This is a genomic window from Psychromonas ossibalaenae ATCC BAA-1528, from assembly GCF_000381745.1.
GTDB classification, from domain to species: Bacteria; Pseudomonadota; Gammaproteobacteria; order Enterobacterales; family Psychromonadaceae; genus Psychromonas; species Psychromonas ossibalaenae.
In genome coordinates, this window is sequence record NZ_KB907018.1 from 12718 (window position 1) to 36860 (window position 24143).

25 protein-coding genes and 1 other RNA gene are annotated in these 24143 nt (G+C 41.5%); 14 read left to right on the forward strand and 12 right to left on the reverse strand.

Annotated features, from left to right (window positions below; genetic code table 11):
• The first annotated feature begins 17 nt into the window (after positions 1-17).
• The 5 genes from G327_RS0119215 (at position 18) to serA (ending at position 3791) form a co-directional block, all read left to right on the forward strand.
• A complete protein-coding gene (locus tag G327_RS0119215; RefSeq protein ID WP_019616436.1) occupies positions 18-320 on the forward strand; it encodes a cell division protein ZapA in 303 nt (100 codons plus the stop codon).
• Positions 321-443: 123 nt separating this feature from the next.
• A non-coding RNA gene (gene ssrS, locus G327_RS26620) (6S RNA) lies at positions 444-627 on the forward strand.
• Between the two features lie 184 nt (positions 628-811).
• The gene (locus G327_RS0119220) at positions 812-1411 is read left to right on the forward strand and encodes a 5-formyltetrahydrofolate cyclo-ligase (protein WP_019616437.1); all 600 of its coding nucleotides are present in this window, start codon (positions 812-814) and stop codon (positions 1409-1411) included.
• 273 nt (positions 1412-1684) lie between these two features.
• Positions 1685-2341 (forward strand): ribose-5-phosphate isomerase RpiA, encoded by a 657-nt coding sequence (gene rpiA, locus G327_RS0119225; RefSeq protein ID WP_019616438.1) that lies wholly within the window; start codon positions 1685-1687, stop codon positions 2339-2341.
• A 220-nt stretch (positions 2342-2561) separates the two neighbouring features.
• Complete coding sequence (gene serA, locus G327_RS0119230; RefSeq protein WP_019616439.1) at positions 2562-3791, forward strand: phosphoglycerate dehydrogenase; 1230 nt, start codon at positions 2562-2564, stop codon at positions 3789-3791.
• Positions 3792-3884: 93 nt separating this feature from the next.
• Here the strand turns inward: serA and G327_RS25135 are convergent, their stop codons facing one another.
• From G327_RS25135 to hrpB, 6 genes are all read right to left on the reverse strand, one after another.
• Positions 3885-4616: a GGDEF domain-containing protein gene (locus G327_RS25135; protein ID WP_019616440.1), complete on the reverse strand. Its 732-nt coding sequence runs from the start codon at positions 4614-4616 to the stop codon at positions 3885-3887.
• A 162-nt stretch (positions 4617-4778) separates the two neighbouring features.
• Positions 4779-5729, reverse strand: a complete 951-nt coding sequence (gene rlmF, locus G327_RS0119240) for a 23S rRNA (adenine(1618)-N(6))-methyltransferase RlmF (protein WP_026339454.1) — start codon at positions 5727-5729, stop codon at positions 4779-4781.
• Positions 5730-5749: 20 nt separating this feature from the next.
• Positions 5750-6472, reverse strand: coding sequence for a DUF3108 domain-containing protein (locus G327_RS0119245; protein ID WP_019616442.1), 723 nt, complete (start codon positions 6470-6472; stop codon positions 5750-5752).
• A 7-nt stretch (positions 6473-6479) separates the two neighbouring features.
• The gene (locus G327_RS0119250; RefSeq protein ID WP_019616443.1) at positions 6480-6881 is read right to left on the reverse strand and encodes a SufE family protein; all 402 of its coding nucleotides are present in this window, start codon (positions 6879-6881) and stop codon (positions 6480-6482) included.
• A gap of 1 nt (position 6882) precedes the next feature.
• The gene (mrcB, locus tag G327_RS25140) at positions 6883-9036 is read right to left on the reverse strand and encodes a penicillin-binding protein 1B (RefSeq protein WP_019616444.1); all 2154 of its coding nucleotides are present in this window, start codon (positions 9034-9036) and stop codon (positions 6883-6885) included.
• A gap of 24 nt (positions 9037-9060) precedes the next feature.
• Positions 9061-11541, reverse strand: a complete 2481-nt coding sequence (hrpB, locus tag G327_RS0119260; RefSeq protein ID WP_019616445.1) for an ATP-dependent helicase HrpB — start codon at positions 11539-11541, stop codon at positions 9061-9063.
• A 268-nt stretch (positions 11542-11809) separates the two neighbouring features.
• Between hrpB and dksA the strand changes: the two genes are divergently transcribed.
• The 8 genes from dksA (at position 11810) to G327_RS0119300 (ending at position 18461) form a co-directional block, all read left to right on the forward strand.
• Positions 11810-12259: an RNA polymerase-binding protein DksA gene (gene dksA, locus G327_RS0119265; protein ID WP_019616446.1), complete on the forward strand. Its 450-nt coding sequence runs from the start codon at positions 11810-11812 to the stop codon at positions 12257-12259.
• 68 nt (positions 12260-12327) lie between these two features.
• The gene (gene gluQRS, locus G327_RS0119270; RefSeq protein WP_019616447.1) at positions 12328-13215 is read left to right on the forward strand and encodes a tRNA glutamyl-Q(34) synthetase GluQRS; all 888 of its coding nucleotides are present in this window, start codon (positions 12328-12330) and stop codon (positions 13213-13215) included.
• A 265-nt stretch (positions 13216-13480) separates the two neighbouring features.
• Positions 13481-14878 carry a polynucleotide adenylyltransferase PcnB gene (gene pcnB / locus G327_RS25145; RefSeq protein WP_019616448.1) on the forward strand — a complete coding sequence of 466 codons (1398 nt, stop codon included), beginning with the start codon at positions 13481-13483 and terminating at the stop codon, positions 14876-14878.
• Complete coding sequence (gene folK / locus G327_RS0119280) at positions 14871-15356, forward strand: 2-amino-4-hydroxy-6-hydroxymethyldihydropteridine diphosphokinase (RefSeq protein ID WP_019616449.1); 486 nt, start codon at positions 14871-14873, stop codon at positions 15354-15356. Before pcnB ends, folK begins: the two co-directional genes overlap by 8 nt.
• Positions 15357-15414: 58 nt before the next feature.
• Positions 15415-16209, forward strand: coding sequence for a 3-methyl-2-oxobutanoate hydroxymethyltransferase (gene panB / locus G327_RS0119285; RefSeq protein WP_019616450.1), 795 nt, complete (start codon positions 15415-15417; stop codon positions 16207-16209).
• A 24-nt stretch (positions 16210-16233) separates the two neighbouring features.
• Positions 16234-17088, forward strand: a complete 855-nt coding sequence (gene panC / locus G327_RS0119290) for a pantoate--beta-alanine ligase (protein ID WP_019616451.1) — start codon at positions 16234-16236, stop codon at positions 17086-17088.
• A gap of 187 nt (positions 17089-17275) precedes the next feature.
• On the forward strand, positions 17276-17656 hold the full coding sequence (gene panD, locus G327_RS0119295) for an aspartate 1-decarboxylase (RefSeq protein ID WP_019616452.1): 381 nt from the start codon (positions 17276-17278) through the stop codon (positions 17654-17656).
• Between the two features lie 274 nt (positions 17657-17930).
• A complete protein-coding gene (locus G327_RS0119300; protein ID WP_019616453.1) occupies positions 17931-18461 on the forward strand; it encodes a hypothetical protein in 531 nt (176 codons plus the stop codon).
• 58 nt (positions 18462-18519) lie between these two features.
• On the opposite strand, the gene G327_RS0119305 is transcribed toward G327_RS0119300, so the two are convergent.
• The 6 genes from G327_RS0119305 to hpt form a co-directional block, all read right to left on the reverse strand.
• Positions 18520-19137 (reverse strand): protein-methionine-sulfoxide reductase heme-binding subunit MsrQ, encoded by a 618-nt coding sequence (locus G327_RS0119305; RefSeq protein ID WP_019616454.1) that lies wholly within the window; start codon positions 19135-19137, stop codon positions 18520-18522.
• Positions 19138-19144: 7 nt separating this feature from the next.
• Positions 19145-20173: a protein-methionine-sulfoxide reductase catalytic subunit MsrP gene (msrP, locus tag G327_RS0119310; RefSeq protein ID WP_019616455.1), complete on the reverse strand. Its 1029-nt coding sequence runs from the start codon at positions 20171-20173 to the stop codon at positions 19145-19147.
• Between the two features lie 126 nt (positions 20174-20299).
• Entirely contained in the window at positions 20300-20962 is a 663-nt protein-coding gene (gene trmB / locus G327_RS0119315) for a tRNA (guanine(46)-N(7))-methyltransferase TrmB (protein WP_019616456.1), read from the reverse strand.
• Positions 20959-21732 (reverse strand): ABC transporter permease, encoded by a 774-nt coding sequence (locus G327_RS0119320; RefSeq protein WP_019616457.1) that lies wholly within the window; start codon positions 21730-21732, stop codon positions 20959-20961. The genes trmB and G327_RS0119320 overlap by 4 nt, the downstream gene beginning before the upstream one ends.
• Positions 21722-22645, reverse strand: a complete 924-nt coding sequence (locus G327_RS0119325) for an ABC transporter ATP-binding protein (protein WP_019616458.1) — start codon at positions 22643-22645, stop codon at positions 21722-21724. The genes G327_RS0119320 and G327_RS0119325 overlap by 11 nt, the downstream gene beginning before the upstream one ends.
• 16 nt (positions 22646-22661) lie before the next feature.
• Positions 22662-23195, reverse strand: coding sequence for a hypoxanthine phosphoribosyltransferase (gene hpt, locus G327_RS0119330; RefSeq protein WP_019616459.1), 534 nt, complete (start codon positions 23193-23195; stop codon positions 22662-22664).
• Positions 23196-23421: 226 nt separating this feature from the next.
• Between hpt and G327_RS0119335 the strand changes: the two genes are divergently transcribed.
• The gene (locus G327_RS0119335) at positions 23422-23727 is read left to right on the forward strand and encodes a hypothetical protein (RefSeq protein WP_019616460.1); all 306 of its coding nucleotides are present in this window, start codon (positions 23422-23424) and stop codon (positions 23725-23727) included.
• Positions 23728-24143 lie beyond the last annotated feature (416 nt).

Here is a 24143-nt window from a genome sequence, read left to right on the forward strand (position 1 = left end):
TTTTTTATAGGTTAATTATGGCACATCTCGAAGTCTCTATTTTAGGCCAACAATATAAAATTGCCTGCCCCGATGGTGAAGAGCCAGCCCTGCAGAAAAGTGTCGATCAATTTAACGATAAACTTAAAAGCATGAAATCTGGATCTCGTGCTTTACGTAATGAACAGCTGATTGTGATGGCTGCTTTGAATTTCTGTCATGAACTTAATGCAGAAAAAGCCAAAAATCAGGAACATGCAGAAAAATTAAATGAACGTATCCGTACCCTGCAGAGTTCTATTGAAACTGTGCTGCTGACAGATAAAAGTAGTAAAAATTAACAAACTGTTATTTTTCAGACAGTAAAACCATTAATTTAAAAAAAATATATCAACAGCAAAACAATATCAAGCAAGGTTAGAAGAAAGTGCTTTGCAAATGACAAAAACAGGCGTACAGTATTTTTAACCCTCGGATATTCGCTCATCTTGACTACGTCCCTGAGCCGATAAGCATTACCCTGGTGACTTGGCTTGAATGCTATTGTGCAAGCTCGGCTCGTATCGAGAAGCCTGCGGCAAACACTGAGACACCAACCTTGACCTTCGGGTTCAAGGTCAAAGTCAATAACGGTATCCTTGGGTTACTTACCCCACCACAAAAAAAGATTAATTATTTAACCGGTAACACCTCTAATTACCCGATCAATACTCAAAGCACCTTCACTTATTAATTCTACAAAACTGTTCTATATATTTTGCAATTATTAATCTGCTTTTAACAATGATATTCTGTCAATTCATTCTTACCTTAGATAAGTTGTTTAAACACGATGAATTCAAGTTCACAAGATCTGTCCCGCAATGAAATTCGTAAACATATTCGTAAACAGCGACGCTTATTACCCCCTGAACAGCAAAGCCTGGATGCTGAAAAGCTCTTTTCAAAATTGATTAAACACGACAAGGTGATAAAAGCGCACAAGATAGCAATATCACTGGCCCATGACGGTGAAATTGAAACATTCGCTTTTATCAAATGGTGCTGGGCTAATAACAAACAGGTTTATTTACCTGTTGTACATCCTTTTAGTAAGGGTCATTTATTGTTTCTGCACTACACCAGCGACTCTGAAATGGTAACGAACAAATATGGTATTTCAGAGCCTAAACTAGAACAGCAGCATACCTGCCCAGTAACAGATTTAGATATTATCTTTGCACCGCTGGTTGCATTTGATCAACAAGGAAACCGTATCGGTATGGGCGGCGGTTATTATGACCGCATGCTTGCCCCCTGGTTCAAAAATAAAAGCGGTCCTTATCCAATCGGCCTGGCACATAACTGCCAGCAGGTTAAACAGCTGCCGATCGAAGAGTGGGATGTCCCCCTGCCTGAAATTATTACGCCTTCAGAGCATTATCACTGGTAGGTGATACCAATCTACATAAGTATTTAATCATTCTTGCTGGTTAAAATCGTTTATCTCTTTGTCAGAAATTTTGTAATTAGAACGACTAGTTACGGCAATCTCTTCCGCGATCTAAACGATTTTTCCTGCGCAATTATCTGAACAACTACTTATCCAGATTGGTATTAAAACCCCGATTAAATAAATTTCATCATTATCATCTGGATAACTACATAGTTCAGGTTATAATTCTGTCACTTTTACCTCTGATCTATAAAACAGGATATACGGCTCATGACTCAAGATGAAATGAAAAAAGCGGCGGCTTACGCGGCCTTAGAATATGTAGAGAAAGATTCAATTGTCGGCGTAGGAACGGGTTCGACAGTTAATCACTTTATTGATGCACTTGCGACAATGAAGAATGAGATAAAAGGCGCAGTATCAAGTTCTGAAGCTTCGACTCAGAAGTTAAAAGGATACGGCATCAATGTTTATGACCTTAATGAAGTTTCTGATTTAAGCATTTATGTTGACGGTGCTGATGAAATTAACTCATTCAATCATATGATCAAAGGCGGCGGTGCGGCGCTTACTCGTGAAAAGATTGTTTCTGCAGTTGCAGATAAATTTATCTGTATTGTCGATAACACCAAAAATGTCGATATTTTAGGTGATTTCCCACTGCCTGTTGAAGTCATTCCAATGGCTCGCAGTTACGTTGCCCGTGAATTAGTGAAGTTAGGCGGTGACCCGGTTTACCGTATGGGTGTAGTCACAGATAACGGTAATGTTATTTTAGATGTACACAATATGAAAATTGCAGAGCCTCTAAAACTAGAAAATAAAATCAATTCAATTGTTGGTGTGGTAACAAATGGCCTATTTGCTAACCGAGCAGCTGATGTTGTATTAGTCGGCTCTCCAGAAGGCGTTAAAACTCTAAAATAAACCTTTTATATGCGTCGATTCCTTTACTGCATCAGTGGATGAAGCAATAAATCGCCAAAATGTAATAAGTTGTAGCAATTATTCATATGTGAATTACCTCACAGAAGTTCACATATGCTTCTATTTTTGCTATTTTAAGACTCAGAATTATTACGTATACCAATCCTACTAAAATTGTTTGTCCATTTACCTTACGTTAAATAAGGCCCAAGGAAATAAAATGACTCAGTTTTCACTCAATAAAGACAAAATCAAAGTTCTTCTTCTAGAAGGTTTACACCAAAGCTCAGTTGATACTTTTACCGACGCTGGTTACACAAACATTGAAAGCATCAAAACTTCCCTTAGTGAAGAAGATTTAATTGAAAAAATTAAAGATGTTCATTTTATTGGTATTCGATCCCGCTCTAACCTGAGTAAAAGAGTATTAGAAGCGGCTGACAAACTTGTTGGTATCGGCTGTTTTTGTATCGGCACAAACCAAGTTGATCTTGATGCAGCACAGGCAAAGGGTATTGCTGTATTTAATGCCCCTTTTTCAAACACCCGTAGTGTTGCAGAACTTGTGTTAGGTCAGGCTTTATTATTATTACGCGGTATACCAGAACGTAATGCGAAAGCACACCGTGGAGAGTGGGATAAATCAGCCAACGCTTCCTACGAAGCACGTGGTAAAAAATTAGGCATTATCGGTTACGGTCATATCGGTACACAGTTTGGTATTCTTGCGGAAAACTTAGGTTTTAAAGTCTCATTTTACGATATTGAGAATAAATTAACTCTAGGTAATGCAACACAAATCGCCAGCATGGAACAACTACTTGCTCAGTCTGATATTATTAGTCTACATGTACCTGAAGTTGACTCTACAAAAAATATGATGGGTAAAAAAGAGTTTTCACAGATGAAAGACGGGGCTATTTTCATGAATGCGGCCCGCGGCACCGTTGTTGATATTCAGGCTTTATGTGACGCTCTTGAAAGCAAAAAACTATCGGGTGCAGCAGTTGATGTATTTCCGGTAGAGCCGAAATCAAATAATGAAGAGTTTGAATCGCCACTGCGTAAATTTGATAATGTTATTCTTACACCGCATGTCGGCGGCAGCACACAGGAAGCACAAGAAAACATCGGTTTTGAAGTTGCCGGTAAACTGGTTAAATACTCAGATAACGGTTCAACGCTGTCTTCTAAAAACTTCCCGGAAGTTTCTTTACCTGCACATACCAATACCAGCCGTCTGCTGCATATTCACCGTAACCAGCCGGGCATACTTACTCAAATCAACCTGGCATTTGCCGAAAGTAATATCAATATCGCCGGGCAGTACCTGCAGACGAATGAAAACATTGGTTATGTAGTTATTGATGTGAACAGTGAAGATGGACAGACTGCATTGGTTAAACTAAAAGAGATTAAAGGCACAATTCGTGCACGTCTGCTTAAGTAACCTGAGTTCAAGTTAAGTAATTTGCTAATTAACGTTTAATAAAAAAGCCCGAAGAAATTAATTACTCGGGCTTTTTTATCATCAATAAAAAACTTAATCGCTACTAACGCAGTTCTTTCCTTTTAATTTAGCTTTATATAATGCTAAATCAGCGCGTTTAATCACATCCTGCAAAGAGGTATTAGGATCTGCCTGACTTACACCTAAGCTCGCACTAAGCTCAATACGGCCTTTTACAGCACGATGAATATTGATTCGTAATTTTTCAGCCAGGACGATAGCCTGTGCAAGCTCTGAAACAGGGCAGAGTATTAAAAACTCTTCACCTCCCCAGCGCGCACAAAAATCAGTTTTTCGGGTGTTCGCATCTAATTTCTCTGCAACTTCTTTTAAAATTTCATCACCTTTTAGGTGGCCGAAATTATCATTGATTTTTTTAAAATCATCAATATCGAGTATCACTAAACAAAACGGCTCTTTATAACGAATAAAACGATGCCATTCTGATGCTAATTTGTATTCAATTGCGCGGCGGTTAAGTAGTTCAGTCAGCGAATCCGTAGATGCCTGCTGTTCAGCAAACGCCGCAAATTTAACACTATCAATCCAACGGCGAATAGCAAAATACATAAAGCTGAGCATCAATACAAAAGTTAAGGGGATAAATTCATCAAGCTCCAGCTCTTCATGGGAACGCGAATACTCATACAGCAGCTCAAATAATTCCATTTTACCAAAAGAAAGCCAGAACAATACATTAAGCAGTAAGAGCAGAATAATATCGCTAACTAAGTTTTTTTTGTGGCGGTACTTAATAGTATGCATAAATAAACCTGTAAAAAGCGTAGATATAAGCCTTTACATCCGAAGCCTAAATTAATAATAGACCAGAATAATTTAGTTAAATTTATTTATCCTCCCTAGCAGAATAACTTTCTCTTAACTCTTTACGCCTCCCGCTATTCTAAGCATCAAAAAATACCAATATTACTCACTGATAAACTGCTGTGCCTGCTGGTCAGAAGCTAAGAAGCTCCAGGCAATGAACCGGCTGACTTTCTGCCCTTGCGACATTTTAATCACCTTAATCTGCTGTGCACCAAGCTCCGCTAATAACTTTTTCAGGGGAGGTATATTTTCAGATTTAGAAACTAAACTGCTGAACCAGCAGACCTGTTCGGCATAATCTTTACTCTCACGACTCATCTGTTTCAAAAATGCAATTTCACCACCAGCACAGCAGAGTTCGTTCTCCTGCCCGCCAAAATTAAGCTTAACCGGAGTAACCTTGCCTTTATTAAGATTATTAATTTTACGTGTAGAGCCCGCTAGCGCCTTGTCCATCGATGCATGGAAAGGCGGATTACACATACTGAAAATAAACTTATCCTGTTTTTTTATGATTCCGGAAAAAATAAGCTGTTCATTTTTCTGCTGTACAAGTTTAATACGGTCTTTAAGAGCCGCATTAGATTTTACAATTAACGACGCCGTTTTGACGGAAACCGGATCAATATCGCTGCCGACAAAAGACCAGCCGTAGCTCTGACTGCCGATAATCGGATAGATACAATTAGCGCCGCTGCCAATATCTAAGGCTTTAATTTTCTTACCGGATGGTATTTCACCATTAAATGTTTCAGCTAATAAATCAGCAAGGTAATGAATATAGTCTGCACGGCCGGGAATAGGCGGGCATAAATATCCCTCTGGAATCTGCCAGAAATCGACACCATAAAAACATTTCAGCAGCGCCTGATTAAGCAGTAGAACTGCCTGGGGATCACTAAAGTTAATGGTTGCCAGGCCTTTCGGGTTAGCGGTAACAAAAGGGGTTAGAGCAGGACAGGCAGCCGTTAGCTGGGTAAAGTCATAACTGCCTTGGTGCAGGTTTCTTGGATGCAGTGAAGCAGCCTTTTTAGCTTTATTTTTAATCATTGTTTTTTCCGCAAAAGTGTTCACAATTTCTTAGCTGAGTGCTCACTTAATTCTCCTCTAATATCCAGCATGTTACGCTGATAATGAAATTTAACCATCTGATAATTAATATCAGGAGCAAACCAGGCAGTAAGTTTACGATCATCTTTTTGAGTCTGCTCTAAACGAAAAGTCTGCAGCCGGCCGAATTTACTGTCAATTGACTCGCTTCCTTTCACCTCAAAAAAATAATGCGCAACTGAATCTGATGTCTGCATATAAAATTCAAAATGTGTCTGCCCTGCTTTTAGACCCTCACTCAACTGCAGCCCCAGTGCATTAAAATCGACTATTTTATCCGTTTCATTCACAAACTCTTTTTTTTCACCATCCACCAGCAGTCGGCTTTTATGACCATTTTGAGAAAAATCAGCTGTCATACTCACACGAATAAAACCGACATTATTACGCACAAAATGCCGGCTCAGAAATAACTGCGAGTCCTTATCCCGGTAGATATCTGAAAGCTGATTACCGCCAAAAGAAAAAAACAAAAAAGCCAGTTCGGCCGAGGTATTCACCCTCATATCAGCCCCCTGCGGACTTAACTCTCTGATAATTTGACCGACATTAATACTTTTATAAGAAACATCATAAACATAACGCTGCTCACTATCAGCAAGTCCTAGGTTTTCCTGCGCAGATAAGTATTGAGGATTCAGTATCCATAGGATAGAAAAAAAGAATAAATATTTACTGTCCATAAGCAGATTAAACTCCTTGTATTTTTTCAACAATCGCCAGCAGACCATTTGCACGCGACGGGCTTAAATGATTAAGCAGACCTAACTGTGCAAAAATAGCTTTAATATCTATTTCATGAATCTGCTCCGCAGTCTTTCCTTGAAAGATAGCCAGCAAAATCATCATTAACCCTTTAACCACCCGGGTATCACTGTCCATTTTAAAGTTATAACGACTGTTTTTATTTTCAATCAGCAGCCAGGCTAGGCTTTCGCAGCCCTTTACCTGATTTACCTCTATCTTACTGCTATCGGCAAGCGGCGGTAATTGTTTACCCAGCTGGATTATTAAACGATATTGTTTATCCCAGCTTTTATTTTCTGTAAAGACACTCAGCAGCTGCTCAATGGTCATTAAGGGTTCAGTCACGCTAACTTCCTTTTTTCTGTTTCATATAATCTGAAAATAATACTAATGCACCGCTGCTGCCCGTTAAACCAGCACTTTTATTGTTATCTTTACCTACCCAGGTAGTGACAACTTCATCTGCATCAAACCCCAGAAACCAGCTGTCATTTAAATTATTGGTTGTACCTGTTTTACCTGAAAAATGCTGTCCCTGATTGCGCCAGCGTAAACTACGTGCCGTACCTTGTGTTGTCACCTTATGCAGAGTATTTGTCAACTGCGCAACCGCCTGCTGTGAGAAGACTTTATGCGCCTTATTTGAGCGTCTGTATAAAACCTCCCCCTCTTTTGAAAGAATACTGCGTATTAAACTTAGCGGTTTATAGACTCCCTGCATAGTAATCGGCTGATACATTTGCGCTACCTGAAAAGGAGAAAGAGACAGGCTGCCTAATACTAATGATGGATAGGCTTTTATCTTTTCCTTAACGCCCATTTTATGCAGATTATTAATAATATTGCTAAGTCCAACCTGCATACCTAAATTAACCGTGGGCACATTTAAAGAATAAACTAACGCCTCTTCTAAGCTGACCTCGCCGCGAAATTTACGGCTGTAATTTTTCGGTTTCCAGCGCTGACCAGTGGCATTTTTAAGAATGATCTCTTTATCATCCAAACGGTAATCTAAATCATAACCTGCATCTAAAGCGGTCAGATACACTGCCGGTTTAACCAGTGAGCCAATCGGGCGGTTAGCATCTAAAGCCCGGTTAAAACCGCTGAATTTAACATCTCGCCCGGAAACTAGCGCCCGCACCTCTGCATATCTACGGTCACTTACCACCATAGCTCCCTGCAGATCATCCTGATCTTTTTTCTCAACTCTTTCGACACCGTTATGTACAGCAAGTTCGGCATTTCGCTGCGCCAGCGGATCTATCGAGGTAAAAATATGCAGACCGCTTGATTTGCGCACACCAGAGGGAACCTTGGTTTGTAATTCACGGTGTAGCAGACTGATAAACGCCGGATTAGCCCGGTTATCCAGGGCACGTCTATCACTTAGGTTAAGCTGGTCAGCAACGGCATACTTATAATCAGCGGTACTGATTAGGTTGTTTTCAACCATCAATCTCAGCACCAGATCGCGCCGTGCTGAGGCCCGCTCAGGATTACGGCGCGGATTATAATAGGAAGGTCCTTTGATAATCGCCACCAGCAGCGCAATCTGCTCAACACGCAGCTCATTGATCGGCCGGGCAAAATAAAAGTCACTAGCAAGACCAATACCGTAAATACCGGCATTACCATTCTGCGCTAAATAAACCTCATTAAGATAAGCTTCTAGAATGGCGTCTTTGCTGTATTTATAATCCATCAGAACAGCAATATAAGCCTCTTGAAACTTACGCCATAAACTGCGGTCCTGAGTCAGAAAAAGATTCTTCGCTAACTGCTGAGTTAAAGTACTGCCCCCCTGAACGGTTCGTCCAGCCTGAAAATTAACGATAAAGGCACGCACGATAGCAAAGGGTGAAATGCCCTGGTGATGGTAAAAATCACGATCTTCCATCAGCAGCAGAGTATCGATAAATAAGCTGGGAATGCGCTCAAAGGGCACAAAAACACGATCTTCAATGGTATCTGAATGTAAACGCTCTAACAGCAGAGGATCTAAGCGGGTTGAAGCTAGACTCTGTGCCTGAGTATTTTTAATCGCAGCTATTTTATTATCGGAAAAATGAACGGTTATCCGCACGGCACTTTCAGGCTGATTCGGAAAATCAAAAGCACGCCGGTAAATAGACACCTGCTGATTATTAACGGCATATTGCCCGCTTGCCTGCAGCGAACGTACCGGGCGGTAGTTTAATAACTGTAGTTCCTTGATTAATGACTGCTGTGACAACTCCTTGCCAGGTGCTAATAACAGCGGACGAGCATAAACCTGCGCCGGCAGTGTCCAGGTCGGTCCGTCTAATTTGCGTTCAATCTTCCGATCAAAATAGATCCCGGCGATAAGCATAAAGGCGATAAAAGCTAAACTGCCTTTCCAGAACAGGGACCAGAGTCCACTCAAAAAACGCTGTTTAAAGGAGGCTTTTTTCTTAGTTTTTCTTTTCTTTTTTTTGTTTTTTGAAAAAAACGTAAACAAAGCGTTAATTTTAGACATTAATTTTCCAACTGTATTTCAATTTTATTTCTGCTCAAGATGTTTTTTAGTGCGTCTTGTGGCGACAGCCTCAAGCGGATTATCCGGCCAGTAATGTTTAGGGTATCGCCCGCGCATCTCTTTTTTGACCTCTGTATATGCTCCCTGCCAGAAAGCGCCTAAGTCCTGCGTCAGCTGCAGGGGGCGCATTGCCGGCGAAAGCAGTGCTAATTGTAACTGAATACGCCCGCCAAAGATGCACGGGGTTTCCTGTTGGCCGAATAATTCCTGCATACGTACCGATAATACAGGGGCTTCATCATCTCGATAACTAATTTTAATAGTGGAGCCGGTCGGCACCTTGATAGTAGTTGGAAAGAGCTCATTGAATATCTGCAGAACAGACCAGGATAAACGCGAAAGTAAAGCGCCCTTAAGATCCAGGCGTTTTAACTGCTCCGGTTTTGTCACACCGTTTAAATAGGGAGCTAACCATTGTCCGCAGTTTTCAAGTAGAACTTGTTCGGAAAAATCAGGAAAATCTATTTTATAATTAACTGCACTCAGCTGCGCAAATGCATAACGCAATCTGCTCAGCAGCTGCTTATCTTCATCTGACCAGGACAAAACGGCTAATCCCGCCTGCCTTATCCCACTTAAGACAGCAGAACTCTTCTGCTCATTACTGACATTAGCCAGCGGGCGCTTACTAATCTGCAAGCTCCCAATATTTAAACGCTTTTCTGCAATTAACTTTTTAGTCGACAACTGCCAGCAGATATAATCCTGTTCGCTTAAATAGTGAGGCAAATAAGTCTGGATCATCTCGAGTGAAACTGGACAAGCTTTATAAATCAAACTGTTTACAGTTCGGTCCGACAAAGCGAGATCAGCAGCCACCAACATTGTCTGCCCGATTAAATTAGATTCATGCAACAAAGATGCACCAGTTCCATTACTTAATAAATAGATGCCGTTATTAAGATCGCGAGCTTTGGCAATGCGGTCCGGATAAGCAAGTGCTAACAACAAACCGCAATAGGTTAATGGTAAGGTTTGCCCCGTTTTCTTCACAGTGAGTTTTTTTAATAAAATAGACTGCTGCTGCTTAACTGCCGATGACGGCCTTAATACCCCCTGCTCAATATCATCACTGCCTTTTTCATTACTTTCCAGCAGTGCGGCCAGCAGACAGGCAAGTTCCACTAACCCGGTTATATGATGATCTTTCTGCAGAGATACAGCCCGTAATAAAAGGTGTCCTAAGCGCGGATTAACACCTAGTTTTATTATCGCCTGACCATGTCTGGTGCAACGCTCTTTAGCGTCAACGGCACCGATGCTTTTTAATAAACATTTAGCCACATCAACATTAACCTTTGCCGGCTGAGTAATAAAAGACAGTTCATTGAGATCTGTTACTCCCCAGTTGAAAACTTCTAAAACTAATGACGTTAAATCGCTTCGGTTGATTTCAGGAGAAGCCTGCTTATTGAGGCGGGTTTCTTCTGACCATAAACGATAACAGGCCCCGTGACTTAAACGCCCAGCTCGCCCGGCGCGCTGTGTCGCATTTGCGCTGCTAATCCGCTGCGTATGCAGTTTACCAATGCCCGACTGCACCTGATAAGACATGCAGCGTTCAAAGCCTGAGTCCACCACCACGGTAATGCCTTCAATGGTTAAACTAGTTTCTGCGATATTAGTAGCAATAACTATCTTGCGAAACCCAGACGGACAGTTAGCAATCGCTTTCTGCTGCTCGTCCAATGTCAGCGCGCCGTATAGAGGAGCGATCAGCAGCTTGTCCGGCAGCTGATCAAAATAGCCCCGCAATAAAGACTCACATTGTTTTATCTCTTTTATGCCGGCAACAAAGACTAAAATATTTCCCGCCCGCTCCTGATAAGCACGTTTAATTAATTTAACTAAATCGGGTACCAGAGTCTGTTTACTGCTGCTTTGATAAAAGTAATCAATAGGAAAAGAGCGCCCCTCCGAAGAGATACATAAAGCATCTGGCAGCTGTTTATACAGACTGCTGTTATCCAGCGTTGCCGACATAATCAGCAGTTTTAAATCCTCACGCAATGCCCCCTGGATATCAAGCGCCAGCGCTAAACCTAAATCAGCCTGTAAATTACGCTCATGAAATTCATCGAAAATAAGCAGATCCACACCGTTTAATTCCGGATCATGCTGGAGCATACGCGTCAGTACACCTTCGGTTACTATTTCCAGGCGGGTATCTTTACTGGTTTTATTCTCACCGCGCATACGGTAACCAACTCTGCCGCCTACCGGCTCTTTTAACAGCGAAGAAAGATAATACGCAATATTTTTAGCCGCCAGCCTGCGCGGTTCTAGCATAATTATTCTGCCGGAAAACCACTGCTCTTTAACCATAGTAAAAGGCAGAAAAGTTGACTTACCGGCACCGGGAGGTGCCTGTAGAATAACTTGCGGGGCAAGTAATAAGCTTGACTGCAGCTGCTTGATCACTGACTCAATGGGTAAAGATGGCAAATAACACTCCGCTAAAATACAAATAAAAATAAAAAAAGTTAAATTACGACATAGTGCGCCGCTCGACATTTCCGAAAAAAAACAAGTTTTAACAGCGCAAATAAACAACAATTCATTGACTCGCACTACACTTATTGCTATAGATAGCCGCCGAAAATAAGTGGAGCCATTTTAGCGTAATTTCACTACGGGTTTTATATCATTTTGTCGCTGTATTGATGCAGGTAAATTCGCGCAGTCAATCATGCATCAGTTAAAGGAAAGTTCTATGCCAGCCAATAATACTAAAAAAACATTAGGCATTTTAGCCATTGCCGGAGTTGAACCGTATCAGGAAAAAAGCGGTGAAGAGTACATGGATAAACCGCAACGTGATCATTTTACCAAAATTCTTGATGCGTGGCGTACACAATTACGCGAAGAAGTTGACCGTACCGTTGACCATATGAAAGATGAAGCAGCTAACTTTCCAGATCCGGTTGACCGGGCAACGCAGGAAGAAGAGTTCAGCTTAGAGCTGCGTGCACGTGACCGTGAACGTCGTTTAATCAAGAAGATTTCTAAAACATTAAAGAAAATTGAAGAAGATGATTTCGGCTTCTGTGATTCTTGCGGTATCGAAATTGGTATCCGTCGTTTAGAAGCTCGCCCTACTGCTGATTTATGTATCGATTGTAAAACATTAGCTGAAATCAAAGAGAAACAAATTGTAGGTTAATTTGTACCTTTGAATAAAAATAACGGTTAGCCTTGTGCTAGCCGTTTTTGTTTGTGGAGTGTGACTTTTTGAGTAACAAAAAACCTTATCGCGGACGTTTTGCCCCTTCTCCTTCCGGCGCCCTGCATTTCGGTTCACTTATCGCAGCCCTGGGCAGCTACCTGCAGGCAAAATCGCAGCAGGGCTCATGGCAGGTACGTATAGATGATATTGACCCGCCTCGCGAAGTTCACGGCGCGGCGCAGGATATTCTACAGACACTACAAGCTTACGGCTTAAACTGGGATGGTGATGTTATTTATCAAAGCACCCGCAGCCGGTCCTATGAACAGCTCCTGGCTAAACTTTCGGACCTCAATCTGAGTTACGCCTGCGCCTGCACACGAAAAATCATTAAGCTGCAGGGTGGCCTTTATCGCGGCACCTGTCGTAATAAACACTTAGCGCAGCACAAGCATGCATTACGCATTAACCTGCACAATCTCGCTCAGCCTGTCACACATTTTCACGACCGCCTGCAGGGTGATGTGTATTTGAATGCGCTTGAAGCGACGGAAGATTTTATCATTAAGCGCAAAGACGGCTTTTATGCTTATAATCTTGCAGTCGTGATTGATGATATATATCAGGGCATAACCGAGGTGGTACGCGGTTCAGATCTGCTTTCTACCACGGGTAAACAGATCAGCCTGTATAAACTTCTTAATGTACAAGAACCGGATTATATTCATCTGCCGGTTGCTGTAACCGCACCGGGTTTAAAACTATCCAAACAAAACCATGCACTAGCAATCGACAAAGAAAATCCCGTACCTACTTTATTAAAAGCGTTAGATTTTCTCGGGCAGCCGGCTCCGCTAGCGATGCATACGCAGGACTGTTCGAAAATATTAGACTGGGCAGTCAAAAACTGGTCATTAAGCAGCATACCTAAAAAATCTGAAATTAAGATTTAAAAATTATTTTCGAATAATAAAACCACGAAGCGCCCATTAAAACGACTGTAAAACAGTTATATCGGTAAAAGCAGGTCACAAATTCAAAATTTATTTGTTTTTCCCCTGTCGCGCACATAAAATAAGCGCTTATTTTTTCAAGCCAAATTATTACAGCAAAGATATAGCTACCAGAGAACAAAGATTCTTTTATTTTATGCATTAGCTGTCAGTATCAATCACCGAGGATAGAGTTATTAAACGATTAAGCAAATTCGTTAAGAAAGTGTTTGCCAAGAAAAGCAAGCAGGCACCTTCAGCGGCAGCATTGGATAAATACAAAATCCCTCGTGATCAGCATTCCATCTCACGCCAGGATATTGATGAAAATGCCCTAAAGGTACTTTATCGTTTACATAATGCCGGATTCCGCGCTTTATTAGTCGGCGGCGGTGTGCGCGATCTGTTGCTCGGTTTAAAACCAAAAGACTTTGATATTACCACTGATGCGACACCGGAAGAGGTTAAAGCCCTGTTCCGCAACTGTCGTTTAATCGGCCGCCGCTTTCGCCTGGCACATATTTTATTCGGCCGCGAAGTGATCGAAGTGGCGACCTTCCGTGGTCATCATGATGAAAAAGACGCGCAGGACAAACAGAAAGTAAAACAGTCACAAGGCGGAATGCTGCTGCGTGATAATGTTTACGGCGAATTAGATGAAGATGCCGAGCGCCGTGATTTTACCGTTAATGCGCTTTATTACGATATTGCTGATTTTTCAATTTATGATTTCTGCGGCGGCATGAATGACTTAGCTGAACGCAAATTAACCTTAATCGGTGATCCTGAAGTGCGTTACCGCGAAGATCCTGTGCGCATGATGCGTGCCATTCGTTTTGCCGCTAAGCTAGATCTTACTATCAGCGAACAGTGCGCCGAACCGATCCGCCGCCTGGCACCGCTTCTGCAGGATATTCCGGCCGCTCGTCATTTTGATGAAGTGATCAAATTACTGCTTTCCGGGCAGGGGCTAGCAACTTACCGTTTATTAAAAGAATATAAACTGCTGCAGATGTTATTTCCAATTCTGTTCAAAGAGGGTGAAGACGATAAAGCAAACGCTATTATTGAGCAGGCTTTAATCGACACGGATCAGCGTATTGCTGACGGTAAACGTGTTACACCCGCTTATATCTACGCAATTATGCTGTGGTATCCGCTTGAACAGCGTGCTCAGGAAATGAGTTTTGAAAGCGGCATGGATTACCATGATGCATTTATGCTGGCAATGAATGAAGTACTGAGCATCCAGGTAAAAACCATTGCTATACCAAAACGCTTTACCGCGGCGGTTCGTGATATCTGGATCCTGCAGCAGCGCCTTCCCCGTTTCGGCGGTAAACGTGCACAGCGTGTCTACCAGCATATTAAATTCCGGGCGGCTTTTGACTTCCTCTCACTGCGTGCCAAAGTAGAACAAAGCACTGAGCTTGCAGAGTTAACAGCATGGTGGCAGGAATATCAGCTGCATAACAAACTACCGGAACACAATTACAGTCATAAAACCAACAAAGCGTCTGAACATAAACCAGGCGAGCATAAAGGCGACGGTAAAAAACCTTATAAAAAACGTAAATACTCAAACGCTAAACGTAAAGCAAAAGCGATCAGCAGTAATGATTAGTTATATCGGCATAGGTAGTAATCAGGCGGCCCCGCTCAGCCAGGCTAAATTAGCTGTAAAAACGCTGCATCAGCTGCCGAAAACAACCCTGCTGAAGTGCTCTTCACTATACAGTAGCACTCCGATGGGACCGCAGGACCAGCCGGATTATGTCAATGCGGTTGTCGAGCTAGATACGCAGCTGAGCGCACTTGAACTATTAGATGAATTACAGAAAATCGAACTTGCACAAGGTCGAGTACGCAAAGAAAACCGCTGGGGACCGCGAACCTTAGACCTTGATATTATCTTATATGATAATCAGAATATTGATAATGAACGTCTTACTATTCCCCATTACGGAATGACACAGCGAGAGTTTGTGCTTTATCCACTACAGGAAATAGCACCGGATCTTGTGTTACCAGATATGAGACATTTATCGCAATTAACAGAGCAGTGTGATAAAAATGGACTAACCGCTATCGGTCAGTTATAAAATAAAAAAATCACCCGCAAACACCACTTTATAAATACTTTCCGATTTAGGAGCTATCATGGCTAAAATTAGCGTTTCTCGTTTGGCTAAAATGAAACAAGACAATGAAAAAATAACCTGTATTACCGCATATGATGCAAGTTTTGCAGCTATTTTTGACCAGACAGGCATTCAGGTTTTATTGGTCGGTGACTCGCTGGGCATGGTTTTACAAGGACATGACTCGACTCTGCCGGTAACCGTTGATGATATAAAATATCATACAAAATCTGTTGCAAGTACTGCTCAACAGTCACTTATCATCGCAGACTTACCCTTTATGAGCTACTCAACTGCAGAGCAGACTTTCGAGAACGCTGCTGTTTTAATGCGTGCCGGCGCCAATATGGTGAAGCTAGAAGGCGGAAAATGGTTAGCAGATTCAGTTAAAGGCCTGGTTGAACGCGGTATTCCTGTATGCGGACATCTGGGATTAACACCTCAGTCTGTTAATGTTTTCGGCGGTTATAAAATACAGGGACGCGAAGATGAGCAGGCAGAAAAACTGATCAGTGACGCTTTATTACTAGAAAAATCAGGCATACAGCTGCTGGTTTTAGAGTGTGTGCCGGTATCTCTTGCAGAGCGTGTGACTAAAGCTTTAAAAATACCGGTAATCGGTATTGGTGCAGGCTGCGGGACTGACGGACAAATTCTAGTAATGCATGATGCATTTGGAATTTCAGCCGGATTCTGCCCTAAGTTCTCTAAAAACTTTTTAGTGGAAACGGGTGATATTCGCCGTGCGGTTGCACTTTATAAAGAACAAGTGGAAAACGGATCGTTCCCTTCTTCTGAACACAGTTTTTACTAAATAAATTTTAGAGAATATCAGCATATGCTTATTATTAATGATCCTAACGAGCTGCGTGAAAAAATAAAACAGCTTAAATCACAAGAGCAGGAAGTTGCTTTTGTGCCGACCATGGGGAATTTACATGACGGACATTTAACTTTAGTGCGTCAGGGTAAGAAAAAAGCACCTGTTTTAGTGGTGAGTATTTTTGTTAACCCGATGCAGTTTAATAATGCTGCTGATTTAGATAATTACCCGAAAACACTTGAAGCTGACTGTAAATTACTGCAGCAGGAAGGTGTGGATATTGTTTTCACTCCCAGTGCAGATGTGATTTACCCGAACGGCTTAGCTGCACAGACTTATGTTGAAGTACCCGGCTTATCTGACTGCTTAGAAGGTGAACTTCGCCCGGGACATTTTCGCGGCATGAGCACCATAGTAAATAAGTTATTTAATCTTGTTCAACCGGATTACGCCTGCTTCGGCGAGAAAGACTTTCAGCAGCTGGCAATCGTCAAACAGATGGTGCTTGACCTGGCAATGCCGATAGAAGTCATTCCAGTTGCCACAGTGCGTGAAATAAGCGGTTTAGCGATGAGTTCACGTAATAACAAGCTCAGCGCTTGCGAAAAAGAGCAGGCACCATTATTAGCAAAAGTGATGAATAAGCTGGCGCTTGATGTACAAAACCAGAAGGCAGAACATGGCCTGCTGATTCATGATGCATCAAGAGAACTTGATAATAACGGTTTTAATACTGACGCGATTCATATTGTTGACAGCACCACGTTACAGGCAGTCAGCAGTAAAACCCAGCAGGCGGTTATTTTAATGGCTGCATTTTTAGGTTCAACCCGCTTAATTGATAATAAAGTGGTCAATCTCGTTAAGTAGAAAAGTTATACACGAGGCGTTTGCGTATAAGCTGACGTCTTTTAGATGCTGAAATCAGCAGGTAGATAAGTGATTTTAGTCGAACTACCGGACCGGGCATAAATTTGCACCAGTCAGCGTTTTACTTTATAGTCGCCGTCTTGCTGAAAAATTCAGCGAATTATTACTAGAAAAGAAAGGTTTTTGTATGCAAAAGACAATGCTTACCGGCAAACTTCATCAAGCTCGAGTAACTCACGCTGAGTTAAACTATGAAGGTTCGTGTGCTATCGACCAAGACTTCCTTGATCAATCCGGCATTCTAGAATACGAGAAAATTGAAATTTATAACATTGAAACCGGCGGTCGTTTTTCAACTTACGCTATCTCTGGTGAACGCGGCTCAAAAATAATCTCTGTCAACGGCGCAGCTGCGCGTATGGCCGCGGTTGGTGACCGTGTGATTATCTGTGCTTACGCAAGTTTAAATGCAGCAGAAATTGCTAATCATAAACCAAGTCTGGTTTATTTAGATGCGCACAACAATATTGTCCGCACCAGCAAAGATGTACCGGTTCAAGTCGCATAAACCGATTTAGCTGGTTACAATGTGGTGCACTGATAAATCCGATAACAGTCAGCTGTTATCGGATTTTTTATTTCCTTACCTTCCACCCACTACTCATTATTATACCTTTTAGAATAATACCGCCAATACATAAACCATATTCATACAACAACTAAAGTTCACCGCATTTTTATATTTACCTGTTCCTTTAAACTTATTTCATTCCTTGAACAGGAGGTTTAATGAAGACTATTACTCCAGCTCATATAAATTTAAAGGTAAATAACATGAAAAAATGTCATATCGCAGCATCGGTTTATCGGTTTTACTTACTCTGTCTTTAAACGCAGCGGTACAAGCAGACGCTTTACGTGATACAACCATAATCCATATCGGCGCTTCCGGACTACACAATGATCTGGAACACACAGAGAGTCTAGGCATAACGGGCGGCGTAACAAGGGTACTGGAAAACGGCATTACATTAGGCATAAGTGCAATGTATTCATATGGTTACAAACAAGTCCGTCACTATGGTGATACACAAATAGACTATTACAAAAAGACTGTATCTGATACAGGCTTTATGTTTGAAGCCGGTTATATGTTCACCACCAATACACAGCTATATAGTGCAGTAGGCAGCCACAACAGTACAATAGAGCGCTATGATCATATTGAAACCGGCACTGTTATAGCAGTAGCGGCCGGTGTCCGCCACTTCTTCGATACGGGGGTCTATATCGGAGCAAATGTTAAAGGAGTCAATTCTAGCGATACACCTAAACACGTGATTAGTGCGATTGAAATAGGCTACTCTTTCTAATTGAGGATTCAATCAGAAGAACAGCAAAACCGTGCTCAAAAAGGAGCGCGGTTTTATATTAACGACCAGGCCTTTTAAAACTCAGCAGCAGAGATTTAAAATAGCTTCTTCGGGCGACAAGTAATAACAGACAGATAATAAAGTAGATTATCGGCTCTGTTAACCCTGATTTCACCGACCAGTAATAATGAACTACCGCCAGAAAAACAGCCAGGTATACAAAATGGTGCAGGGTAAACCAGGCTTTCTTCATTTTCTTTTTCAGCGCAGTGATAGAAGTGATGCTCAGCAACAGCAGAATAATCCAGGTAACAGCACCAAGAGACAGGTAAGGACGTTTAATCACTTCATCTATAAACAATGCAAACTCCCAGTTTAACTCTAACCACAGGAAAATCGTCAGATGTAAACAAGTCCAGAAGAAACAATACAATCCCAGAAGACGCCGGGTTCTGATCAATAGGGACTGTTTAAAGTACTTAGCTAGCGGTGTTATCGTCAAAGTTAAGAACAGATAATTAAGGCCTGTTTTACCTAAAAAATGAATCATCTCTTTGACCGGATCTGCCCCCAGTAAATCCTGATCAATTAAATACCATAAATATAAAAGCGTGCCTAATGAAGCGAGGTGAATAACAGATTTTATAAGCAGTAAACCATTTGTTGAAATCTTCATTTTAATCCTAAAAATAACGTCTTAAATCGATGCCTTTATAAAGCTCTGCAACTTCTTCCTGATAGCCGTTAAAAGGCAGTGTTGCTTTGCGGCTTTGTGAAAATAAGTTACCTTCTCCAATAAAACGTTCACTCGCCTGGCTCCAGCGGGGATGATCCACATCCGGATTTACATTAGCCAAAAAACCATATTCATTAGATGCTATTTGCTGCCAGGTATTTAATGGTGCTTTATCGGTAAGGGTAATACGTACTATAGATTTAATTCCCTTAAAACCATATTTCCACGGCACCACTAACCGTATCGGCGCACCATTTTGCGGTGCTAATGTTTTACCGTACAAACCAACTGAGAGCATCACCAGGGGATTCATCGCTTCATCCAGCCTTAAACCTTCTACGTAAGGGTAGTCAATACCGCCGCCGATACGACGAGATGCCTGCCCCGGCATCTGCTTAGGATCATAAAGAGTTTCAAAGCGTACGTATTTAGCCGAGCTCTTTGGGGAAACAGATTTAATTAATGATGCTAATGTAAAACCTAACCAGGGAATATTCATCGACCATGCTTCTACACAACGCATACGATATAAACGCTCCTCGATATCAAATCGTTTCAACAGGTCTTCATAATGCAGAGTAATCGGTTTATCAACTAAACCGTCAATGGTTAGCGACCAGGGATCGACTTTAAACTGTTGTGAAGATGCAAAGGGATCCGCCTTGCCGGTACCGAATTCATAAAAGTTGTTGTACTGCAGGATCTTTTTTTCAGGCGTTAGCGGCGTTAAGGACTGGTAACTGCTGTTTTTTGAGTACGTAAGTAAAGAGCGTTTAAATTGTGAAGCAGCACGGTCAGAATCATCCTTTTTATCAGAAAGCAGATCAAATAAGCCCGCCTTTGCCTGATTAGCAAAAGGAAGCCCTAAAGCAGCCAAACCTAATCCTTTTATAACTGTACGTCGATTGTTATAAAAACTTTCACTGGTTAAAGCTGACTCTTTAATATCTGATTTTTTTCTGAATTTTATAAGCATAACTATCCCTAACAAAGTTAACTGTAGGAATAGAGACCTGCTAAAACAGAAAAAAATTTCGCCGAAAGCAATAAAAAGGGATGCATAACAGCATCCCTTTTATAAGCAGACATTTAAAAGAACAAGTTAACCTTTAAGGCCGGCCGTTAATCGTAACGACTTCTGCCCGCTTGCCCAGTACTTACGTTCAAAAGGAGTAATCGCCTGTTCACTTGTATACAGTTCTACTTTACTCTGCTGCCCGGCAAGCTCTAAAGCTCGTTCAAACTCATGAATATAAGTAAACCAGTTACTGCGCAACTCCAGCTCGCCGCCAAGCTGCAGAATAGAAGGAAAAACCGCACTGCCGTGCCAGCGGCGCTGCAGGTGCTTCGCTTTCGGCCATGGATTAGGATAAAGAAGATAATGGTGACTTAACTGCCACTCAGCTTCTACCGCTAAACGCCAGAAATCATTAAGATTAACCTGCAGTAAACGGTAATTATCCGCAATTGACTGCGGATGTTTTGACAAACGATCCGCTGACTTATCCATGCCTAGGACAATCGCCTCTGGATGCTTTTTAGCCAGGTGGTAAGTACTTTCACCTACTCCGCAGCAGGAATCAAAGATAATCGCTTTACCCTGCTGTTCAACCCACTTTTCACATTCTTTGAATGCAGCTAAAGTGTGCTCCTGATATGGTTTACGAAAAGCATGTTTAAGGTGTTTTAATACCACCTCATCTAACTGCTCGTGTAAACCTTCCTGATTCGAGCTGATCACTCTAGAATTACCTGACTCATTCATGAACGTGTACCAATCCCTTTTTTAAGCAGTAATGCGACAATACTGTAAAGCACCACAATAAATAATCCAATAATAGAAAAAGACCAGACTAATGAAACATCTGCAATACCTAAAAACCCGTAACGGAAGGCGTTAATCATATAAAATACCGGGTTAAAATGGGAAACTCCCTGCCAGAAATCCGGTAGTAAACTTATTGAATAGAAAACCCCGCCCAGGTAAGTAAGCGGTGTCAGAACAAAGGTCGGGATAATACTGATATCGTCAAAAGTACGTGCAAAAATTGCATTCAACAGACCGCCGATCGAAAACAAAATAGATGTACATAAAACACTCAGAAGCAGTACAAAAATATTAAATATCTGTAAATCAACAAAAAACAACGATACACAGGTAACAATAAAACCAACCATTAATCCACGCGCGACACCGCCACCGATATAACCCCAGATAATAATGTAATTCGGTACCGGCGCAACCAGCAGCTCTTCTACATTACGCTGAAACTTGGCACTGAAAAATGAAGAAGCGACATTAGAATAGGAGTTGGTGATCACCGACATCATGATTAATCCCGGAACGATGAAAGACATATAATCAAAGCCTCCCATTTCACCAATACGCTTGCCAATCAAGTTACCGAAGATCACAAAATATAATGTCATGGTAATGGCGGGCGGCACTAAAGTCTGTATCCAGATACGTAAAAAACGGTTGATCTCTTTTATCCAGATACTTTTTAACGCTATCGCATAATTACTATTTATCATTTATGCTGCCTTTTTCTACGAGCTCAAGGAACAACTCTTCTAAACGGTTAGCTTTATTCCGTAAGCTGTTAACACGCACTCCCTGAGCAGTTAATTCTTCAAAAACTTTATTGAGTGACAGCTGCTTACTGAGCTCTATTTCTAAGGTGTTTTCATCACTCTGGGTGATTTTAAAACTTTTACTGCTGGGTAAGTGGGTTAGCGGATCAACATCTAAAATAAATATTTCACTGTCGAGTCGAGCCAGAAGCGATTTCATACTGGTATCTTCAACTAAACATCCTTTATCGATAATACCGATATTGCGGCATAACATTTCAGCTTCTTCAAGGTAATGCGTAGTCAGGATAATCGTTACTCCCTGTGCATTTAACTTCTGTAGAAACTCCCACATAGAACGACGAACTTCGATATCGACTCCGGCAGTCGGCTCATCTAAAATAAGTAGTCTGGGTTCATGCATTAAAGCACGTGCAATCATTAAACGACGTTTCATACCGCCGGATAATTCCCGTGCAGGTTCATCTCTTTTTTCCCAGAGATCCAGCTGCTTAAGGTACTTCTCAGCGCGAATATAGGCTTCTTTACGCTTAATACCGTAATAACCAGCCTGATTAACAAGAATCTGCAGCGGCGGCTCAAACTGATTAAAATTGAACTCCTGCGGCACTAGACCTATTTGGCTTTTCGCCTGTTCAAGCTGGTTGTCTAAATCAAACCCAAAAACCGTAACCTGTCCTGCACTTTTATTAACCAGCGATGAAATGATACCGATAGTCGTCGACTTACCTGCGCCGTTTGGGCCAAGTAACGCATAAAAGTCACCTTCCTGAACTTTTAAAGAGATGCCTTTTAAGGCTTCTACTCCGCCCTTATAAACTTTCTTAATACCTTTGAGATCTATTGCGTACATGCTGTCTTCAGCCTTATTAAGTAAAACTAACGAAGCCGATATAAGGTAGGTTACGATAACGTTGAGCGTAATCGATGCCGTACCCAACAACAAACTTGTCCTCGATAGAAAAACCTTCCCATTCCACTTGTACTTCTACTTCTCTACGAGAAGGTTTAGTAAGTAATGTACAGATAGCAAAAGATTTTGGATCGCGTAACAGAAGCATTTTTTTAATTTTAGTCAGCGTATTTCCAGTATCTATAATATCTTCAACAATTAAAACATCACGACCATGAATTTCTTCGTCAAGCTCTTTTAATATTTTCACATCTCCTGAGCTGTCTGTACCACTACCGTAACTTGAAGTAGCCATAAAATCTAAAACCACAGGCACGGTAAGTAAACGAGCTAAATCAGCTAAGAAAATAGCTGAGCCGCGTAATAAACCGATAAGAACAACGGATTCACTGTCTTTATAGCGTTCATTAATTTCGACAGCCATCTCTTGAATGCGTTTCTTGATCTCTTCTTCGGAAATCATAGTGGTAATAGTGTGGTTTGGGTTCATGGAAAACTCCGATAAATAAAATAGCCGACAATTATATCACTAAATGTCTTTGTCTAAAGGTACAAAATCAAGCAAAGCTAAAATCGACTTACTAATCGTTAAAGACAATAATTAATCCAAACAGCCTACCAATAACAAAGCGATGAACTATAACTAATAATAAGTATCTACAAATATGCCTTTATATTATCAAAGCTAAATTATTCAACTAATTAAGGGGAATACTATGATTTTTTCGCGCGGACAGGTTTTATTATGCAGCAACGGCACATGGAGAAAAATCACCGGTATAAACCGCTGGAAGAATGAAGTTTATTACACCTCCAACTCCACATCAGAAAAATCTATCAATACGCCGGTTTATACAACCCAGAACATGAGTATGCAGTTCTGGTGCACTTATCACGACGTACGCATGGTAGATTCAATCCATACTGCAATGCTCTGCAACCGCTTACCTGAATTAACAAAAACAGCACACAACAAAGGCCTGCACTTTGCGGAGAAAGAGATAGCATTGGCATTAGGGTGAAAAAGGCGATAGAGCAGGGTTTTGGAGATAATACGGCTATCATATGATGCTGGAAAATGGCGATGGGACAGGGTTCGCAGAGCTCACCCGCTCGTGACACATCGCTGTCGCGCAACTCGCCCTACTATCACATGGGGAGACCCTTTTGTATTGCAGTCCCTTGAACAAGGTTCAAGGAAACAAGATGCAACTAAGCACCATCGGCGCAGCTGCGTTTCACTTCTGAGTTCGGAATGGGAAGGAGAGCAAGGTCCTTTGGTCCAGTGGAGAATGTAGGCTAAACCCTTATGCTAGCAGCATAAGGAAGTTCGCTGTAATCGTGGAAACTTTGTTTGACGTTGATGGGGCCATCTTAGATTTTAAAAGCAAAAAAGCCCTGATGTTTCCATCAGGGCTTTTTCTAATAGGTGTCTAGC

What these genes read in the sequence shown, in the direction of transcription:
- panD (WP_019616452.1), top strand. Translation starts at nt 17,276, where the DNA reads ATGCAAAAGACAATGCTTACCGGCAAACTTCATCAAGCTCGAGTAACT.
- G327_RS0119325 (WP_019616458.1), bottom strand. Translation starts at nt 22,645, where the DNA reads ATGTACGCAATAGATCTCAAAGGTATTAAGAAAGTTTATAAGGGCGGA.
- G327_RS0119335 (WP_019616460.1), top strand. Translation starts at nt 23,422, where the DNA reads ATGATTTTTTCGCGCGGACAGGTTTTATTATGCAGCAACGGCACATGG.
- G327_RS25135 (WP_019616440.1), bottom strand. Translation starts at nt 4,616, where the DNA reads ATGCATACTATTAAGTACCGCCACAAAAAAAACTTAGTTAGCGATATT.
- G327_RS0119215 (WP_019616436.1), top strand. Translation starts at nt 18, where the DNA reads ATGGCACATCTCGAAGTCTCTATTTTAGGCCAACAATATAAAATTGCC.
- panC (WP_019616451.1), top strand. Translation starts at nt 16,234, where the DNA reads ATGCTTATTATTAATGATCCTAACGAGCTGCGTGAAAAAATAAAACAG.
- G327_RS0119300 (WP_019616453.1), top strand. Translation starts at nt 17,931, where the DNA reads ATGTCATATCGCAGCATCGGTTTATCGGTTTTACTTACTCTGTCTTTA.
- panB (WP_019616450.1), top strand. Translation starts at nt 15,415, where the DNA reads ATGGCTAAAATTAGCGTTTCTCGTTTGGCTAAAATGAAACAAGACAAT.
- folK (WP_019616449.1), top strand. Translation starts at nt 14,871, where the DNA reads ATGATTAGTTATATCGGCATAGGTAGTAATCAGGCGGCCCCGCTCAGC.
- trmB (WP_019616456.1), bottom strand. Translation starts at nt 20,962, where the DNA reads ATGAATGAGTCAGGTAATTCTAGAGTGATCAGCTCGAATCAGGAAGGT.
- rpiA (WP_019616438.1), top strand. Translation starts at nt 1,685, where the DNA reads ATGACTCAAGATGAAATGAAAAAAGCGGCGGCTTACGCGGCCTTAGAA.
- msrP (WP_019616455.1), bottom strand. Translation starts at nt 20,173, where the DNA reads ATGCTTATAAAATTCAGAAAAAAATCAGATATTAAAGAGTCAGCTTTA.
- hpt (WP_019616459.1), bottom strand. Translation starts at nt 23,195, where the DNA reads ATGAACCCAAACCACACTATTACCACTATGATTTCCGAAGAAGAGATC.
- G327_RS0119305 (WP_019616454.1), bottom strand. Translation starts at nt 19,137, where the DNA reads ATGAAGATTTCAACAAATGGTTTACTGCTTATAAAATCTGTTATTCAC.
- serA (WP_019616439.1), top strand. Translation starts at nt 2,562, where the DNA reads ATGACTCAGTTTTCACTCAATAAAGACAAAATCAAAGTTCTTCTTCTA.
- rlmF (WP_026339454.1), bottom strand. Translation starts at nt 5,729, where the DNA reads ATGATTAAAAATAAAGCTAAAAAGGCTGCTTCACTGCATCCAAGAAAC.
- mrcB (WP_019616444.1), bottom strand. Translation starts at nt 9,036, where the DNA reads ATGTCTAAAATTAACGCTTTGTTTACGTTTTTTTCAAAAAACAAAAAA.
- G327_RS0119220 (WP_019616437.1), top strand. Translation starts at nt 812, where the DNA reads ATGAATTCAAGTTCACAAGATCTGTCCCGCAATGAAATTCGTAAACAT.
- G327_RS0119320 (WP_019616457.1), bottom strand. Translation starts at nt 21,732, where the DNA reads ATGATAAATAGTAATTATGCGATAGCGTTAAAAAGTATCTGGATAAAA.
- dksA (WP_019616446.1), top strand. Translation starts at nt 11,810, where the DNA reads ATGCCAGCCAATAATACTAAAAAAACATTAGGCATTTTAGCCATTGCC.
- G327_RS0119245 (WP_019616442.1), bottom strand. Translation starts at nt 6,472, where the DNA reads ATGGACAGTAAATATTTATTCTTTTTTTCTATCCTATGGATACTGAAT.